This window comes from Yaniella halotolerans DSM 15476 (genome assembly GCF_000420805.1).
Classification (GTDB): domain Bacteria; phylum Actinomycetota; class Actinomycetes; order Actinomycetales; family Micrococcaceae; genus Yaniella; species Yaniella halotolerans.
Genome location: NZ_ATVQ01000002.1, coordinates 86,464 through 105,164 on the forward strand (window position 1 = coordinate 86,464; position 18,701 = coordinate 105,164).

Here is an 18,701-nt window from a genome sequence, read left to right on the forward strand (position 1 = left end):
CGTTCAGTGCTTTAAGCACAGGTGGCAAAACCACCATGGTGGACTAGGCGTGCAACGGGAATCCGTTGAGCATCATTGCTGCTTCACCCAGTGATTCGTTCTGTGTTGGGTGTGCGTGGATGAAGTGGGCGATATCTTCTGGGTATGCTTCCCAGTTGACGATCAGCTGTGCTTCACCAATTTGTTCTGAGATTCGGTCACCGATTGCGTGCACGCCGACGATTGGACCATGTTTTTGTCGAATCATCTTAACAATACCGCTTGTACCGATGATTGTTGATTTGCCGTTTCCGGCGAGGTTGTACTCGACGGTTTCAACGTTATCGGAACCGAATTCTTCCTGGGCGACAGGCTCTGTCATGCCGACCGAAATAATTTCTGGTGTAGTGAATGTCACGCCAGGGATATTGCGGTCTTCGACTTTCAGAGGGTTGTTGCCCATGATTTCTTCGATGACGAAGTGCCCGTGCTGGTAACCGCGATGGGCGAGCTGTTTACCTTTTACGATGTCGCCGATGGCGTAGATGTTGCCTACCCCTGTGTGCAAGCGATCATTCGTGGCAACGTGTGCACCATCCAGCGGGATGTTGACGTCTTCATAGCCCATGTTCTCGGTATTTGGCTTACGTCCTGTAGCAACCAAGCAGATATCGGCTTCGAACTCTTTGCCGTCAGCCAGGGTGACTTTGACGCCATCCGAGGTTTCTTCGACTTTCTCGAAGAATACGCCGAGGTTCGACTTGATGCCGGCCTTGCGGAAGTTACGTGTGAGCTGCTTGATAATGGCAGGATCTTCGTTCGGCACGAGTGTGTCAAGGCCTTCGATAATGGTGACATCCATGCCATAAGAGTTCCAGGCGGAGGCGAACTCTGAACCGATGACGCCGCCACCGAGCACAATTGCCGATTTCGGGGTGTAGTCCAACTGCAGTGCTTCGGTTGAGGTGAGGATCTTGTCGGAGATCGTGAGACCCATCGTGTTGGAAACAGAACCGGAGGCGAGGATGATGTGTTTACCGGTATACACGGTGCCATCAACATCGATCTGGTTTTCAGACACCAAGCGACCGTTGCCTGCAATGGTGGTTACCTTACGCATTTTCAGCAGGCCCTGAAGACCTTTGAACTTGCCGTCGACAATTTTATCTTTGTACTCCCGGACAGCGGCCATATCAATCGAGTCAAAAGTAGCTTTGACGCCGAATTTTTCGGAAGCGCGTGCTGAGTCGGCAACTTCTGCAGCGTGTAAATAGGCTTTGGTTGGGATGCAACCATAGTGGAGGCAAACGCCGCCGAGTTTGTCACGTTCAATAATTCCTACGGAGAGTCCGTGGTGTGATGCACGTATAGCTGCAGCATAACCGGCGGAGCCACCGCCGAGAATTAGTACGTCGAATTCTGTAGCGGTTTCAGTCACGATCGATGCTCCTCATCTTTGCGGAGGTTTGCCCCGCATTAGTCCTCGTAAATGGTTTCCAACCATGCGTCCTTATCCTGTACTGCTGGAATCGCCAGGCCAGTCGCTGGACACTTCCTATTAACTGTATAACTTCCTACGGCGGTTGTTCCATAACCTGTACCACGTTAACGCGCCCGGCCTCTGGCACCGCAGCAAGAAAGCGGACTTAAGTGATGTATGTTGCTAGAATTGGGCCGCCCTTCTCGGACGGCCCAATTTGTTATGTCATTGTCTAGCGATTGCCCCGGTTGCTCACAAACTCAATGAGCGTGCGCACCATTACTCCGGTAGCATCTTTTCCTGTGTAGCCACGTGGACCGGACTCGTTGAAGGCAGGGCCTGCGATGTCGAGATGTGCCCATGGTGTCTCACCTACGAAGTCTCGTAAGAACGCAGCCGCACCTTGCATGCCACCAAACCGCTCACCGGTATTTTTCATGTCTGCAACATTGGAATCGAAGCCACCGCGAGCTTCTTCCGGAATAGGTAATTCGACAACGATTTCACCCGTTGTCGAAGCGGCAGTAGTGAGCTCCTGTCGAACATCTTCACGTCCCATCAGCCCTGTTGTGCGAACACCAAGCGCAACCATTGCTGCACCAGTGAGGGTCGCGATATCAATGACGACGTCGGGGTTCTCTTCTGTAGCAGCGACCAGAGCATCGGCAAGCACAAGACGTCCTTCGGCGTCGGTATTCATCACCTCGACTGTCTTGCCGCCGCGTAGGGTAATGACATCTGAAGGCTTGATGCTAGTGGCCGAAGGCATATTCTCAGCCATTGCTAGCCAGCCTGTTACTTGGACGTCCAAGCCGAGCTCAGCGACAGCATGTACAACGGCACCGACCGTGGCCGCGCCTGCCATATCCATTTTCATGGTTTCCATGGAGCCCGCTGGTTTGAGTGATATACCTCCACTGTCAAAGGTAATTCCTTTACCAACCAGAGCGATGTGGCCCTTAGGGTTGTCGGGAGTGTAGTCGAGTTTTACCAACCGAGGTGGGTTAGCTGATCCTTGTCCAACGCCAAGTAAGCCCCCGAACCCGCCTTCTGCGAGCGCTTCTTCGTCATAAATGGTCGCTTTGATCTTGGAGCTTGCCACCAGGGCGTCAATTTCCTCAGCGAACGTGCCGGGGAACAGATGGGAAGGCGCGGTGTTCACGAGGTCTCGTGTCACGAAAGTAGCACGTGCTACGACAGCTGCGCGTTGCACTAGGTCATCCGCTTCGGCAATGCTGGTCACGAATTTTAGGGAGAGATGCTCGACGTCTTCTTCGGATTCTTCGGTTGCCTTGTAGCCGGAGAATGAATAGGTGCCTAGAGCCGCACCTTCTGCCACTGCCGTGAGGTGTGCAGCACTCTCTGCTGGCAACGCGAGGGTGACATCAGTGATAGGGGGCAATTTGGCAGTTGCGGCTCCAGCTGCACGGCGTAGAGCCTCTGCAGAAATATTGCCGGGCGTGGAATTATCTAACGTCGGACTGCCCTGGATGGGTGCATCAGTGGAACCGATGCCTGTCAGTACAACAAGCTTTGCTTCGAACTGTGTTGCTGTTCCGGGAACACGTGTGACTTCGTCAGCTTTGCCTTTAACACCGAGCGTTTCGAGTTGATCTTGCAGATCAGTAACAGCGGATTCATCAAGAGCAGGGGCTACGATTACGGGCCCGTTGTCCGTTGACTGAACGCCGAGCACGAGTGCATCGGTTGCTTCAAGAGTTTTGGTAGTTGTCAGTTTGGCGGTGAATTCCGCAATGAAATCAGTGGTAGCGGCATTTTGAGCCACGAAATCACGTCCTTTGAGTGTTTGGCGGAATAGAATTGATTGGCTTCTCCATCATAACGACGGTGGAGAACATCGGTGAAGGAATAAGCCAACCTGGCCGAGTGTTTTGTTAACGAAACGTCTTGTGCAGCTTGAATACAAGCTGAAAGTGAGGAGATTGCGTGCTCGATCCGATTGATCTGATTCGTATGTCTTCATCCGCCAAGCAGTTGTTCTTGGGGACGGCCTCATCTAAGCAAGCCTTTGCGCACGACTCTGCTCTTCATGGCCTAGACATGCTTGTTGTGTTCTCTGGATATCTTGATGCGGGCAGTGTTTCGACGCAACTAGAGAATGCGCTGTTGGAAAGGTTGGATCACCAGCTGCTAGCAACATTCGAAACCGATCAACTGCTTGACTACCGTTCCCGACGACCACAACTACGTTTTGATGGCCGGCAATTTTTCGATTACGAAGCGCCAGAACTCGAATTACATCTCGTCAGAGACCAGATGCAGAAGCCATTTCTCTTGCTGAGCGGCCCTGAGCCGGACTATCAGTGGGATCGCTTTGTTGCTGCCGTCATGATGCTTGTCGAGCAGTTTGACGTTCAATTGGTTAGCTTGGTGGATGCTATACCGTTGCCGGTTCCACATACCCGTCCGATAGGAGTGACCACGCACGGCAACGCCGAAGAGCTGTTAGAAGGTCTAGCTACCTGGTCTCCTAAGGGCCGTATTGCTGCGGGTGCAGCCCAGCTATTGGAATTGCGCATTGCTGAGGCCGGACGAAAAGTCAGCGGTTACACCCTCCATGTGCCGCACTATCTCGCTGATGCAACCTATCCTCAGGCTGCTGTCGCGGCGCTGGAATATGTAGGTGCGGCAATGGAACTGATGCTGCCCAGTGAGGAACTGCGGGAATCTGGTAGAGACGTAGAGCAGCAAATTTCCGAACAGGTGCAGAACCGACCCGAAATAGCTTCTATGTTGCACAGCTTAGAAGAACGCTTCGACGGCTACGCGGCAGAACATCAGACTCGCTCACTGCTACTTAATCGCGATCAGGATATGCCGAATGCTGATGAGATCGGCTCAGCTGTGGAGACATACCTGAGTGATCATGTGCAGCAAGATGATGCCGGACTGAACTCTGATGAGCTGGATGCTCTGGAATACACAGGTAAGGTCAGTAGAAAGAAGGCCCCAGAAGACCCCATGAGGCCCTCGCGTGCCGATGTGGAGCCTGGGTCGATCTGGTTTGTTGTGGATGAACCAGATGATGAAGACGGTGACGGCACGAATTCAGGCGAAAGATCCTGACGCTATCTGAGTCTTAGAACAGAAGCACCGTGGCTTCTATGTAGGCTTATCCACAATTGTCAAGTCCGGGCTCCGGGAAAGACAATTTTCTTTCATGCTGGATTCATGATGCATAAGAAACAGCCCTCAAATCCCAACGCTCGTAGAAATCCCGAAGCTCCTCAGCTCTATGTAACTCCAAGCAGTAAAAATGAGTTGGGTGGCGCTAATAATCGAATACAAGTCAGTTCCCCCGAAGAGGTTCTGGCATATATCCAGTGCACGCTTGGGTTTGCCCCCAAGGATTCACTGGTGCTCGTGGCATTTACGGAGAAACAACTCTCCACGGTAGTACGATGTGATTTGCCACAGCCTATTCGACAAATGCTGCGCTCTGACACTTCGGAATGTGTAACGTATATGGATTTCGGGTTGACAGAATCGCACAAACTCCAGTTAACAGAAGTTGGACGCCATCTTGGGCAGCTCATGGCCAGTGAATCGAGCACGACATCGTGCTTAGCGCTCTACCTTTGTGATGACGTCACGATCGCTGCGCAGCAAGTTTTATCTGTGACTGGTGCCGCGAATTCAATTATCGCTAGCCAATTCGGGTTACAGGGAATACCAATTGACCAGTCTTGGATCATGAATGACAGCAGGCTGTGGCACCTTCGGTGTGCGACAACTACTGAATGTTTCATTCAAGGTGAAATCGTTGGCAAGCCGGAAGACACCGCGATCTATCAAGCCCTCGATCCCGAGGGGCTGACAGCTCAGGAGCGGCTGCCGGCTTCCCGTAGTTTATTGTTTCCGCCCGCGCCCTTACCGCTTTCCGGGCATGTGCCGGACACACATCGGCTGTTCCGTGAAGAGCCGCATGTTGTATTAGATTGGCTTGTTTTATGGGACAACAATGTGACTACTGGTCCTCGAATGCTCGACTCTCTACAAGTCGCTACCTTCCTGGAATCCTTGGAACATGCACGCGTCCGAGAGGCAGTACTTGCTCTGGTCTGCTTCGATCTTAAGACTGCAGTCCAAGGTATGGCTGCCCTGGAAAAATTCCCCTTAAGTATCCTTGATGGCGTGGAGTTTGCTGCGAATGCTCTGGATGGATTAACCGTCAAGGATTGCATGAACGGAAGCTCTGCTCGAGCTCCGGATTGGACACGGATTCGGCAACTCGAGCGTTTATGTCACCAGCTTCTACCGCTTTCTGATACTCGGTCGGGTGGAGTTGTGGCGGGCATTCTCGTTTGGATTGAATGGGCGCGTGGAAGAGGAAGTATTGCCATGACCTACGTAAGGCAAGCGAGGAAACATTTTCCAACGGAACAGTCACTTGCCAACCTAGAAAAATTCCTAAATCAGGGGCGCGTGGCAGGTTGGGCCACCCGAAAGGCAAGTGCATGGAGTCCGCAACACGCCGCATGAATGGAGACACCTGTCATAGACGCAAAGAGCCCGGTCTTATGGCATAATGTTTTGGTCTAACGGCTGTGTGGAAAAACTTGTTACAAAGTTTTTTGTCATGATGGGAACAAAACCATCTACTAGCGCGTTACACCCAATAGAGACCCTGCATCCGTGGATCTTGCAACGGTCGGACACTCGGAAGTGTCCGACGGGACCAACGATTATCCAAACACGGACTTGACAGGGTCATAGGCGTGTTGATCGTGTGTGAGCTCGTTACTCATACGGCTGCCAATGAGGAAAGGACCTGAGTGACTACTACTCCTAAACAGGCGACTGCAGCAAAGGCAGCTGCTACCGAAAATGGTAAGAAGGCAACAATGGCTTCTCAAGAGTTTTCTGAAGACGAAGATGAAGACGAAATTGTCGACGATGTGGACTTAGACGTCAAAGACGAGGACGAAGACGTCGAAGTTGCTTCTGACAGTGCTCAGGAAGAACAAACCGTCGGAGAAGACAAAGTTGAAACCGAAATCAAAGAAACTGCAGGTCCCGAAAAGCCAGATATCGCCTCGGCTATACGCGCTGGTGGTTTCGTTGTATCGGAGACCGAAGAAGACGCACCGCAGCAGCGTGCGCTGAATGTTGTCGGGGCCACGGCTGACCCGGTCAAAGATTATCTCAAACAAATCGGTAAAGTAGCACTACTCAATGCAGCTGAGGAAGTCGACCTGGCTACTCGGATTGAAGCCGGTTTGTACGCTGAGCACAAGGTGCAAGAAGAAGAATATACCGACGTGCGGTTGCGACGCGACATGCAATTAGTTATTGCAGATGGCCGTCGTGCTAAGAACCACTTGCTTGAGGCAAACCTGCGCCTGGTCGTATCTTTGGCCAAGCGTTATACAGGTCGTGGCATGCTTTTCCTCGATCTGATTCAAGAAGGTAACCTCGGCCTAATCCGCGCAGTCGAGAAGTTCGACTATACCAAGGGCTTTAAGTTCTCGACTTATGCCACGTGGTGGATTCGCCAGGCGATCACTCGTGCGATGGCCGACCAGGCCCGTACTATTCGTATTCCGGTCCACATGGTTGAAGTGATTAATAAACTGGCGCGAGTCCAGCGTCAGATGCTGCAGGACCTTGGCCGTGAACCCACGCCTGAAGAGCTGGGCACTGAGCTTGATATGACTCCTGACAAGGTCATTGAGGTTCAAAAATACGGGCGGGAACCAATTTCACTTCACACACCGCTTGGTGAAGATGGTGACTCAGAGTTCGGTGACCTGATTGAAGACTCAGAGGCTGTTGTACCAGCTGACGCGGTGGGCTTCACCCTATTGCAAGAACAGTTGCATTCGGTACTCGACACGTTGTCCGAGCGAGAAGCAGGTGTAGTGGCAATGCGGTTTGGGTTAACTGATGGTCAGCCAAAGACCCTCGATGAAATTGGAAAAGTCTATGGCGTGACTCGTGAGCGGATTCGCCAGATTGAGTCCAAGACTATGTCGAAGTTGCGCCACCCTTCACGTTCACAGGTGTTGCGCGACTACCTCGAGTAAACCGAAGATTGTGCAAAGGAAAAGATGGAGCGGTTCAATGAACCGCTCCATCTTTCGTTTCGCTACAACATCCCTGCTCGGCTCCATGCAAAAATCCCCGGGGCGGGCCTCATCGTTTTGAGGCCCGCCCCGGGGATTATCTTGCTACGGCAGAGCAGCCCGACTAGCTAAAGCTGCAACAACCAGGGCCTACAAACTTGCTGCACGCTCCTGCTCAAGGCGGTCCGTTTCGTCTTGCCACACATCAGCCTGGGGACGAAGGTTCTCTTCAACCTGACGTGCGTGGTGGGCACAGAAGTACAGCTGACCACCCGAAGGTAGCACTGCACGAACGTAAGCTTGGGCTCCGCAACGGTCGCAACGATCGGCGGCATTGAGGGTAGGTTGCTCAAGACTAGTAGCCGTGGACATTGGGCCTCCTAATTTGTGGTCCAAACTCTGTAGGTTGGTCCTTCCATCCTGACAGGTTATTCGATTCCTGTGTAGAACAACGTACCAAACATAAGAATTATGCCTGAAAGTGCTTGCGTTGCCACCGGCGAACAAAGCGTACTCTCAACGTTGGAATACACGGTCATGTAAACATAACCAGTGGATCTATAGTGCCACTTGATTTATCTTTCTCAAAGACCTGACCAGCGCCATCCGCGGGAGGCGAAAGAAGTGCGAGAAACTTTCGGCTGGTAGTTCAAGAATGGCGAAAGTCCCAAAAATAATCCGGGAACGCATTATTCTTACATATATCCTCCGACAGCAAGCATGGTGGTAATCCGTGCAGTTTCGGATGGGTCGTTGCATGTTCGCTAAAGCATCTTTGAAAGGCTCAAACACTACGTGGTCAAACAATCCGAGTACAGTGCACGAAACCTCTCAGTCCTTGAAGGGCTAGAAGCCGTGCGTAAACGCCCGGGTATGTATATCGGGTCTACCGATTCCCGTGGGCTCATGCATTGTCTCTGGGAAATCATCGACAACTCGGTCGACGAGGCGCTTGGCGGTTATGGTCAGTCAATAGAGATAACGTTGTACGCGGATGGGTCGGTCGAAGTCTCCGATAATGGGCGCGGTATTCCAGTCGATATTGAGCCACGTACCGGGTTGTCGGGTGTTGAAGTCGTGTTCACCAAACTTCATGCCGGCGGTAAATTTAGTTCTGATTCTTATGCTGCGGCCGGCGGCCTGCACGGTGTAGGTGCTGCGGTTGTTAACGCATTATCTGCCCGTTTGGACGTCCAAGTAACCCGTGGCGGAAAAGTCAATCAACTGAGCTTTAAACGAGGCCAACCAGGGCAGTTCATGGATAAGGGAAAGCCCAGCGCTGATGGAGCTTTCGAAGCGGTCAAACCTGGCACAGAGGTTGCTGTTGTCGGGAAAGCGAAGCGCGGCACGACTGGAACCAAAGTGCGTTACTGGGCCGACACTCAAATTTTTACTCCCGACGCAAGCTTTTTGTATGAAGAACTGGAGCAACGTGCCCGGCAGACTGCTTTTCTCGTTCCAGGTCTGCGCATTACAGTACGTGATGAACGTCGACTTGCTGGCACAGCAGGAGAAAACGGTTCCCATGAAGAAGTGTTCCAGTATGACGGCGGCATATCTGAATTCGTAGACCACCTGTCCCAGCTCAACCCCGTTACAGACGTATGGCGTCTCCATGGTGAAGGAAATTTCAGTGAACGTGTTCCTGTCCTCGACAGTTCAGGGCAGGCACATATGCAAGATGTTGAGCGTTCTTGTGAAGTTGATGTGGCATTGCGGTGGGATGTCGGTTACGACACGAAAATACGGAGTTTTGTCAATATTATTGCTACCCCAAAGGGCGGTTCTCACAATACTGGATTCGACCAGGCGTTGACGAAGGTGTTCCGTAAAGCTGTCGAAGCAAACGCTCGTCGTTTGAAGGCTGGTAACGATCGTGTTGAAAAAGACGATATTCTGGCTGGCTTGACGGCAATAGTGACTGTTCGACTCGCTGAACCACAGTTTGAAGGACAAACGAAAGAGGTTCTCGGGACGCCTGCGGCACGGCAGATCGTTTCCAAGGTTGTTGCTGACCAGCTGACAGAGATCTTGCAATCGCGTAAACGTGCTGTAAAGCAGCAGGTGGATGGTCTATTAGAGAAGATCGTGGCCGAGATGAAGTCACGCATAATGGCGCGTACGGCCAAAGAAACCCAACGTCGAAAGACCGCTCTCGAGACGTCATCAATGCCAGCTAAGTTGGCTGACTGCAGGTCTACATCGGTTGAGAATACCGAACTCTTTATCGTCGAGGGGGATTCGGCACTAGGCACCGCGAAACTCGCGAGGTCTTCGGACTACCAGGCGTTGCTGCCTATTCGCGGGAAAATTTTGAATGTGCAGAAAGCCTCAGTAGGCGAAATGCTCAGCAACACCGAAGCATCCGCACTCATCCAAGTCGTTGGCGGGGGTTCGGGACGTAGCTTTGACATGGAAGCGGCCCGCTATGGCAAGGTCATCTTGATGACCGACGCTGACGTCGACGGAGCCCATATTCGGACCCTCCTGCTGACCCTGTTCTTCAGGTACATGCGGCCGATGGTGGAAGCGGGGCGAGTTTTCGCGGCGGTTCCGCCATTACATCGCGTGGAAGTCATAAACCCAGGTTCGAAAGCCAACGAAGTGATCTACACGTATTCCGAACAGGAATTACATGAAGTTCTAGGGCGCGTCGAGGCTGAGGGCCGCAGAATTAAAGAACCGATCCAACGGTATAAAGGCCTTGGCGAAATGGACGCGGATCAGTTGGCAGAGACCACGATGGATCCGGCACAGAGAACACTTCGGCGTGTGAACATTGAAGAAGTGGAAAAAGCCGAGGAAATCTTTGAACTGCTGATGGGCCGTCATGTCGCTCCTCGCCGGGATTTTATAATCTCCGGGGCAGAGGAACTAGACCGTCAGCAAATCGACGCTTAGTTACGATAATACTGTTGAGTCAGTCGGAAGCCCTCTTCCAAGGAGATGCGGGGCTTCCACTGCAAAACTTCTTGGGTCCGACGCTGATCGAACCAGTGCGCAGTCGACATCTGTTCGGCTAAGAAGCGGGTGATTGGCGGCTCGTCACCGCGTGCCTCGGCGTCCCAGAATGATTCAATGACGCTGCCTGCAGTCTTGGCTAACCCTGATGGAAGATCCAGGGTGGGTTCTTTTGCGCCACCGGCTACGGCGATACGTCGAATCATCTCGCCGATAGGACGAGGTTGCCCATTGGTCAAAACTAATGCCTCGCCGTGGGTGGTATCGACTGCGTCGATAGCCGTGACAATAGCTTCAACTGCATTGACTAAAAAGAGAGTGTCGACCAGAGCGGTTCCGCCGTCTAAGAGCGGTAGCCGATTTGCACGTGCACGGTCGATAATACGTTCCGTCAGTTGTGTATCACCGGGTCCCCACATTAAGTGAGGGCGGAGGACAAGCACTCGGAAGTTTGCTGAATCGGCAGCAAGCGCGAGCAGTTCACCGGCGGCTTTCGTCGCCGCATAGTTGCCACGTGCAGTGTTTGGGTCTGCAGGTTCCGCGGCGGCACCGATAATCGAGGCACCAGAATGTGCCACCGAGGGCGAAGAGATATGAATCCAACGTGAGACCCCAGCCTTTTGAGCGGCAGCCAACAAAGTACGCGTGCCTTCAACGTTGACGTGTTCGTATTCTTCTAAAGGCCCAGACACGGATACTTTCGCTGCAATATGAATGACGGTATCCACTCCTTGGACAGCGCGACGGGCTGCTTCGGGATCGGTTACCGACCCTTGGATCTCACGAACGCCATCGAGTCCGGAGGCGGACCGCTGGAGTACCGTCACGCGAGCACCTGCATCACGTAAAGCGTGTGCCACCCCGGAACCTAAAACACCCGAGGCCCCTGTCACCAGGACGTTGTACCCCGTGAGGTCTGCAGTAACATAGTGGAACTGGCTAGTCATCACAGTGTGCCTACCTTTCCTCCAGCCAGGACATCGGTTGCCCACTGAGCTAGCAGGGGACGGTTAATTTTCGAATTGTGTCGAATATCTACGGGCACTTTGTGAGTGACTAGGACAGCGGCGAGATCAACATCAGTAGCAGCTCTCACGTCATCAGTGAGAGCAGTTGGAGCTAAGCCGGGCTTGATAGACTGATCATGAGGTTCGATCACCGCCACGATTGCTTGTGTCCCCGCGGGACCTACGCCTACTATCGCTGCGCGGTTGATTTCGGATAGCCGTTGGATATCATCCTCGGGCCCTCCTGGACCGATGGCACCGGTTGCCGGTGTGACGATGTGCTGTGTACGCCCTTCGATCCAAAGTCGGCCGTCTTCATCAAAATGGCCGATATCGCCGGTTCGATGCCATTGCAAACCATCGACTGAGTCGACACGGGTCTGCCGGTTCGTGTTATAGAGCTTGTCGTAGCCAGCCAGCATGTGCGGTGTAGAAATGACTATTTCAGAAAGTTGATTGATCGCTTCATCGCCTTCGACGAGTTGGTCCGATGATCGTCCCAAGAAATCGAGGGGTGCCATCGCTACCCGAACAACGTCAAGGGGTTTGCCTACGCATACACCGCGATCAGTTCGGTCGGCGATAGCATGCTGCGTGTGATGATCGATATCTGAGACCAACAGTGATTCTGTCATCCCATATGGGGAATGGAATTCGGCGTTTGGTATCAGCTCTAATACCTCATCCATGAGGGGGACCGGTACGGGAGCGCCTGCAGATAGCAGCATGGAAATGTGTTTGAGTGCCTCGCGTTGTTGTGCGTTGAGCTCATGAGCCGTGTCCACTACATTGCTCAGCGCGGCAGGTGAAGCAAAGATCATGGTGGCATCACCAGCTATAGCAGCGTCAGCAAGAGCGGTGGCTGTCAGGGTCGCCGGTTTGGTAACTGACATATTTGGAGTCACTGAAGTGGCACCGATCGCTGGCCCGAGGAGTGCAAACGGCGCAAAACCTGCCAACAAACTGGACCCTGGTGCAACGTTGAGGGTGTGTTGGAGACGCTGCGTTAGTGCGGAGAGTTTTCGGTGGGTATATCGCACTCCCTTGGCCGGTCCTGTCGAACCAGAAGTGAAAAGGATGGCTGCGTCATCAGCAGGGTCAGGATCAGGATGTTGTGCGGTTGGCCGGTACTTTTGACCCGCGTAAGTTGACGCGAAACCGTACATCGAGCCACTGAGTCCAAGGATACTTCTGGCGAGGGGGTCCATGGTTTTTACACTGAGTCGTTTGCCCGGGAGGTTTTTGATCCGAGCCAGAGAAAGTCCTGGTGTTTGACCAATAATCCATTGCGGTGCAGCGGATTTGATAGCGCGTGTCATGCCGTCCACGCCAAGTCCAGCATCGGTGACGACTGCGACACCGCCGACGCGTAGCACAGCGTAGAGTGCCGCGGTGAGGTCCCTGCCAGGTTCGACCAGCATCGAGACTCGGTCGCCAGGACGCATCCCTGCTTCTCGCAGCCCCACGGCCATGGCATCAACCATGGAGGATAGCTTTGCCCAGGTGACTTCGAAGGGTCTGCTGTTGGCATCCTTGATCGTCATGTCGACCATGGCCTTCGTTGTGGACCCGGACCACTGATCAAGGTAAGACCAGAGCGGAGAGTATTCGCCAACGGCCTCCGAACCTCGCCCAGCTGCCGGATCAGGGGTAGGCCGGGTATCTCTGTCAAGTTGTTGGCGTATCCAACCGAGAAGAGGAATAGAAATGTCACGGTCTTCGGCAAGGAGGTGACCAGCGGTGTTATATCGGTGGATCTCGACGTTGTCGATACGCTGCAATAAATCGTGCTGATACCGATCGATAAATACCGGGTCTTTAGCGCCCCACAGTAGGAGAGCGGCTTTGTCGGTCAAGGCGAGTTGGTCGGCTACTGTTCGCAGCGCGGCACGGGAACGATGGCTGTCAGTGGCTGGAATGTCCGCCACAAAACCGCCGATCCCGCCACGCTCCGCACGGCTAGCGTATGGCGCCTTATATGCTGCTTTGACGGACCCAGACAGTGCTGGTTGTCCAAGCGCCAAGGTGGTATCGAGGAACGCTGGAGTGACGACTGTTGAGCCTGCTAAGACTGGGCCGGCTAAGGCAGCCCGTAAAGGTGCAGGAATTGGATCGGACTCATCATGCCACACGGCTGTGTTCAGCGAGATCATGCCGGTCGGCTCAATTTGAGAGCCGGCGGAACGGACCGCTGCGTTTGTTGCCCAGCCCAGAGAAATTATGCCGCCCCAGTCATGACCAAGACTAAAGACTGGAATGTTGCTGGAGGCGTCAACAAGCTCTTTGATGATTGCATCCAGATCGGAAATTCGCTGTTCTAAGGTCCGATACGACGTGGTGTTTGCAGTAGTGGAGGGGAAGCCTGGATGTCCGAGTCGTTCAGAGAAGCCCATGTCGAGCTGGTCTGGTGCGATGACTCGAATAATGGGTGCTTTACCGGCGCTTGGGCCGAGATCCACCTTGCCTTGTGCGGCATCAATGCTGGCCTGGGCAATATGACGCCATAAATATGACCAGGTCGGATTGCCGTGTACTGCGATCACGATGGCATCGACGTCGTTTGCACCGAAGCCAAGATCGGTCAAGGCTGGGCCGGTGTCAAGTACGTGAAACTCTCGGGCACCGTCACAAGTGTTGGCCTCGACGAGCCGAGACCACTGCGGGTCCCATCCCGGCAGCTGTTGCGGATCTAGTACTGCATGTGGGGTTTGTGCCGGTTTGGGGGAAATCATGGGGGAGAGGGTCACCACTCTATTTCTAGCATTGCAACGTTGAGACCGGAGCCTACACCCATCGTGAGGATCCGATCACCTGCTTCAAGAGAATCAAGTTCACGCGCGAGTGTGATGGGAAGGGCCGCTGGTCCAATATTACCGAGCGAAGGAAAAGTTGTGGGGATCTTTGTACGCTCGATCCCCGCAGATTTGATAATTGCATCGGTGTGCATCTGCGATACCTGGTGCGTGATATAACGGTCCATGTTTTGCCAGTTCCAGTCCGCAGGGGTGTCATTCCAGGCGTCCATGACAAGGGCTAGACCGTGTTCGAGTAGGGCACCTGAATCGGTAATCATGCCGTTATGACCACCCTGGCATAACTGATGGTGCTGGGTGCCTGCTCGAGTGACGCCACGAAGGATACGGTGGCCTTCCGGATGTCGATCCGCACGTCCCAGGACAGCTGCTGCAGCACCTGAACCAAGGGTGAGTGAAGCGAATTGCTCCATGAAATTATCACGAGTGGTCTTGTCGGAGTGTAGGTTTCTCAAGGTGGCTTCTTGAACCTGCTTGGCATCTTCTCCCGCTACAACGACGGCATAATCAATTTGCCCGGCGTCAATGAGGGTTGAAGCGAGGTCCATGCCATTGACGAACCCGAGGCAGGCGTTGGTGATGTCAAAGTTCGTAGCTTTGGGGGACAGGCCCATGGAATCATGAATCTGAACAGAAACGGCTGGTTCTAGCTCTGTTCGAGTAACCGAAGTGTTGATCAGCAAACCTACCGCGTCAGGAGTAATGCCTGCTTCGGCTAGCGCTTTGACCCCGGCTTGGGCTGCACCGGCAACATAATCTTGGGGACTTTCCCACATGCGTCGAGCCTGGACCCCGGCTACGCGTTCTAGCAGGCGTTTGGGAAGCCGAAGACGCTTGAGCACGGCCGCGAGACGGTCGTCGATCATGTCGGAAGTGACTTCTACCGGAGCGGTCACTTCTACCACAGAAAGTAATGCCGCATTGTGGTGAATTGAAACCGCATTAGAACTCACGTTGGATTGTCCATTCCTGTTTATTTCCGTTCAAAATTGGCAGCTAGGGCGCCAATTTTTTGACTTGTCATAACTTACCAGCCTAGCGCGGATTAATACGCCACGCGATTTCCGTGTGCGGCCTATCCTCGCAGCTTAGTTCCTCTTATCGGGAAGGTATTTTGGGGCTTACCTATAAGAGGCTGACGGCTGCAGGCACCGTTATCAGAAGGGCGGCCGAGATTATGACCAGGCTAACTCTACATGAGTCCAGTGGTGTATCTGGCGTTATGAGCCGCCTGAAACGTCGCGACGCAGCGGCAGTATGTTGCGTTTCTGTCCCTGGTAGCGGTTGCTGTGTAGTTGCCGCAGTATCGGCCAGAGTGCGCGCTAGAGCAGTTTTGAGATCATTGCGTTCGTGCTGAGATAGCGCGGCATCATCGGCCATTATCTCGGTGAGTTGGGTCACTTCATTGACGGCGGCACGGGTGGCTGGGAACCAGGGTACCGCCTTGTGCCACGCCTGAAACGCTAAACGCAGTAAGTCGTGGCGTTGGGTGAGATGCGCTGACTCGTGGGCTAGGACAGCAGCAAGTTGCCTAGGTGATAATTCGTCGAGCAAACCCCGCGAGACCACAGTGATGGGCTGGTTGATGGCCGGAAGGCAGTATGCCAAAGGGTGCTCTACGGGGAGTACACGGGTGCTTGTGGTCGGTCGTCTTGCATTATCGAGTTCATGATCGTGGTTGCCGAGCGACGCGGACAAGACTTCGACAAACTCACGGTGTTTTTTCCGCTGGCTAAATGTTGTGTAAGTCGTATGTAGGAGTACTAAGGTCAGGTGTCCGAATAGTATGCAGCCAAGAGTGATCGCAGCGAACCCAAACGGCTCCCAGCGGTCGTCGGCAAATACTGCCTCTATGCCGCCGCTTTGCAGTACGTGCCAGAGTTCAGTGCTGGCGCTGAGTATGCCGTTTCCAAAAGGCTGAAGGCCCCAGGTGAGTGGTGCAGTGACAAGTGCCAGGCCACCGCTGAGGCCTATGGCCTGCCAGAGTATGAGGGCTGCACCGGGGGCCCGCGACGGCCACTTGGCTTTTTGGAGCCACAGGGGGACCGGCCATGCGAGCAGGATAGCTAGGCATGCGAGAAGATAGGGTGTCAGCATGCGCCTCCAAGCAGGGTGTGGCTAGCTGTCGCGGGATTGGAGCAGATGGCGGACATGCTGGGCATCGGAAGGTTCAATGCCACCGATAAAACGAGCAAGCACGGCATGTTTGTCAACGGCTGAACCCAGCACGTCATTCAACAGCTGAACGGTGTGTTCCTCGCGGCTGGTCGCTGCGCTGAATTCGTGGGGACGACGCGACGAGTCTTTCGTAACAAATCCCTTTTTGCTGAGTCGACCGAGGACAGTAAGCACTGTCGTGATAGCTGGTTCGTTGTCTTGGCGTTGCGCGAGTGCCTCGCGCACCTCGTTCGCGGTGAGCGGCTCTGTGGAATCCCACAGCAAATTCATAATCGCCTGTTCCAGTTCGCCCAATGACGCCCCTTCATAACTTTCTGCACTAACCCTGGTGTGAGTGAGAGTTCTTCGGTTCAGTGCGGTTACCTTGAGACTCAACATACTAACGCAACAACATCGTAATTTCTACATTGCGTAGAAAATCTTGAGTTGGCTCGGAAATATCGATTTCTACATTGCGTAGAAGTGTGGTTATTATGACCCTAGAGGTTGGTTAGCAACCTGCCGCTGAGGCTTCAATTGGCTTTGTTGGCCTGTGAAGTACCACAACGGTATTCTCTAGAATTTCGAGCGTCGGCGTTCATGCCAGAGGGAGAGGGACCCACAATGGATCCTCTTGAGGTAGCGCGGTGGCAGTTTGGTATTACAACTGTTTACCATTTCCTGATGGTGCCACTGACCATCGGTTTGGGCATTGTCTTAGTTGCGATGCAAACCGCGTGGCACAGAACAGGTAAAGAACAGTACCTCCGGATGACAAAGTTCTGGGGCAAAATCTTCATGATCAACTTCATCATGGGGGTTGCCACGGGCCTGGTTCAAGAGTTCCAGTTTGGTATGGCCTGGAGTGAATACTCGCGCTTCGTCGGCGATGTATTCGGTGCCCCATTGGCGATGGAAGCTCTTATCGCTTTCTTCTTGGAATCAGTCTTTATCGGCATCTGGGTGTTCGGATGGGGCCGCGTACGGCCAAGAATTCACCTGACTGTGCTGTGGCTGGCAGTTGCCGGTTCTGTAGTTTCTGCATACTTCATCCTCGCTGCGAATGCTTTTATGCAGCATCCGGTTGGCATTGAGTATGTTGATGGCCGTGCCCAGATGGTTGATTTCTGGGCTGTCATGACCAACCCCACGCTCTTAATTCATTTCCCCCACACGATCTTCGGTGCGCTTGCGGTTGCCGGTTCAATGCTGCTTGGCATCGGCTGGTACCACCTGTGGAAACGTCGTAAAGAAGGCATCGATACCGTGGACGACAACGGCTATGTCGTTGTTGGAACGACAGGTTCCAAAGCTCGCGACGAGGTCGACTATAAGGGTTGGCGTTCGTCATTTCGCTGGGGCGGATGGATCGCAATTGTCGCATTCTTAGGTACGGCGTTTACCGGTCATACCCAGGCACAGATGATGATTCAACAGCAACCACTCAAGATGGCTGCCGCAGAGGCAGCGTGCCACGATGGTACGGGCTTTTCAGTGTTGTCGGTTGCTAGTCGCGATAGCGACGGTGCAACGACCTGCGACGATGTCGTTGGTGTATTTGAGATACCGGGGCTGTTATCTTTCTTGGCCCACAACGATTTCACCACTCCGGTAGAAGGCGTAAACTCACTGATCCCGAAGTACCAGGAAGCCTACGGTACCCATCTGCCAGATGATCCTCGATATGGCGAGCGCGCTGGTTCTGAAATTGAATATCTCCCTATTATGGAAGTCACCTACTGGGGCTTCCGCTTGATGATTACGTTCGGTGGTGTAGCCGCCGCTGCAGCCGCCTTTGGATTATGGATCGGACGAAAGGGCACAGTGCCACACGATACGACGCTCATGAACATGGCATGGTTATCGATCCTGGCTCCGTTTGCTGCCAACTCAGCCGGGTGGGTCTTTACCGAGATGGGACGCCAGCCCTTCACCGTCGCCCCGAATCCGGACCCAACCGGGGTGGACCAGGTCTGGCAATTCACGGCAGCCGCGGTATCGCCAGGGGTGACAGGGCAAGAGATTGTATTTTCTCTTATCGCCCTGACGTTAATTTATGCGCTGCTGTTAGTAGTTGAAGTCGTGTTGTTAGTTCGCTATACCAAGGGCGGTCACCCGGCAGGAATGCCTGAACTTCTCGCGGATGAACATAATGACGACGAGGATAAACCCTCGTCCGACGTGTTGGCCTTCGCATACTAGTGCAGCCCACAACAGG

13 protein-coding genes are annotated in these 18,701 nt (G+C 53.5%); 5 read left to right on the forward strand and 8 right to left on the reverse strand.

What is annotated here, in order from left to right; genetic code table 11:
* Window positions 1-43: 43 nt before the first annotated feature.
* Both lpdA and G583_RS0107990 read right to left on the reverse strand, forming a co-directional pair.
* Window positions 44-1,417, reverse strand: coding sequence for a dihydrolipoyl dehydrogenase (gene lpdA, locus G583_RS0107985; RefSeq protein ID WP_022870659.1), 1,374 nt, complete (start codon window positions 1,415-1,417; stop codon window positions 44-46).
* Window positions 1,418-1,691: 274 nt separating this feature from the next.
* Complete coding sequence (locus G583_RS0107990) at window positions 1,692-3,245, reverse strand: leucyl aminopeptidase (protein WP_022870660.1); 1,554 nt, start codon at window positions 3,243-3,245, stop codon at window positions 1,692-1,694.
* Window positions 3,246-3,406: 161 nt separating this feature from the next.
* Here G583_RS0107990 and G583_RS15070 point away from each other — a divergent pair, with 161 nt between their 5' ends.
* The 3 genes from G583_RS15070 to G583_RS15075 all read left to right on the forward strand — a co-directional run bounded on the left by G583_RS15070 (window position 3,407) and on the right by G583_RS15075 (window position 7,506).
* Entirely contained in the window at window positions 3,407-4,546 is a 1,140-nt protein-coding gene (locus G583_RS15070; RefSeq protein WP_022870661.1) for a PAC2 family protein, read from the forward strand.
* 105 nt (window positions 4,547-4,651) lie between these two features.
* A complete protein-coding gene (locus G583_RS0108000; protein ID WP_084677325.1) occupies window positions 4,652-5,962 on the forward strand; it encodes a DUF4192 family protein in 1,311 nt (436 codons plus the stop codon).
* A gap of 293 nt (window positions 5,963-6,255) precedes the next feature.
* Window positions 6,256-7,506 (forward strand): RNA polymerase sigma factor, encoded by a 1,251-nt coding sequence (locus tag G583_RS15075; RefSeq protein ID WP_245540605.1) that lies wholly within the window; start codon window positions 6,256-6,258, stop codon window positions 7,504-7,506.
* Between the two features lie 189 nt (window positions 7,507-7,695).
* Here G583_RS15075 and G583_RS0108015 read toward each other — a convergent pair whose 3' ends face one another.
* Window positions 7,696-7,917 (reverse strand): DUF7455 domain-containing protein, encoded by a 222-nt coding sequence (locus G583_RS0108015; protein WP_022870665.1) that lies wholly within the window; start codon window positions 7,915-7,917, stop codon window positions 7,696-7,698.
* A 423-nt stretch (window positions 7,918-8,340) separates the two neighbouring features.
* Between G583_RS0108015 and G583_RS0108020 the strand changes: the two genes are divergently transcribed.
* A complete protein-coding gene (locus G583_RS0108020) occupies window positions 8,341-10,446 on the forward strand; it encodes a DNA gyrase/topoisomerase IV subunit B (protein ID WP_022870666.1) in 2,106 nt (701 codons plus the stop codon).
* Here G583_RS0108020 and G583_RS15080 read toward each other — a convergent pair.
* The 5 genes from G583_RS15080 to G583_RS0108045 form a co-directional block, all read right to left on the reverse strand.
* Window positions 10,443-11,453 (reverse strand): NAD-dependent epimerase/dehydratase family protein, encoded by a 1,011-nt coding sequence (locus G583_RS15080; RefSeq protein WP_022870667.1) that lies wholly within the window; start codon window positions 11,451-11,453, stop codon window positions 10,443-10,445. The genes G583_RS0108020 and G583_RS15080 overlap by 4 nt on opposite strands.
* The gene (locus G583_RS0108030) at window positions 11,453-14,245 is read right to left on the reverse strand and encodes an alpha/beta fold hydrolase (protein WP_029629396.1); all 2,793 of its coding nucleotides are present in this window, start codon (window positions 14,243-14,245) and stop codon (window positions 11,453-11,455) included. The genes G583_RS15080 and G583_RS0108030 overlap by 1 nt, the downstream gene beginning before the upstream one ends.
* 11 nt (window positions 14,246-14,256) lie before the next feature.
* Complete coding sequence (locus G583_RS0108035) at window positions 14,257-15,279, reverse strand: 3-oxoacyl-ACP synthase III (protein ID WP_022870669.1); 1,023 nt, start codon at window positions 15,277-15,279, stop codon at window positions 14,257-14,259.
* Between the two features lie 172 nt (window positions 15,280-15,451).
* On the reverse strand, window positions 15,452-16,423 hold the full coding sequence (locus tag G583_RS0108040; RefSeq protein WP_022870670.1) for a M56 family metallopeptidase: 972 nt from the start codon (window positions 16,421-16,423) through the stop codon (window positions 15,452-15,454).
* A 21-nt stretch (window positions 16,424-16,444) separates the two neighbouring features.
* Window positions 16,445-16,798 carry a BlaI/MecI/CopY family transcriptional regulator gene (locus G583_RS0108045; RefSeq protein ID WP_281162087.1) on the reverse strand — a complete coding sequence of 118 codons (354 nt, stop codon included), beginning with the start codon at window positions 16,796-16,798 and terminating at the stop codon, window positions 16,445-16,447.
* A gap of 309 nt (window positions 16,799-17,107) precedes the next feature.
* Here G583_RS0108045 and G583_RS0108050 point away from each other — a divergent pair, with 309 nt between their 5' ends.
* Complete coding sequence (locus tag G583_RS0108050) at window positions 17,108-18,685, forward strand: cytochrome ubiquinol oxidase subunit I (RefSeq protein ID WP_022870672.1); 1,578 nt, start codon at window positions 17,108-17,110, stop codon at window positions 18,683-18,685.
* The last annotated feature ends 16 nt before the right edge of the window (window positions 18,686-18,701 follow it).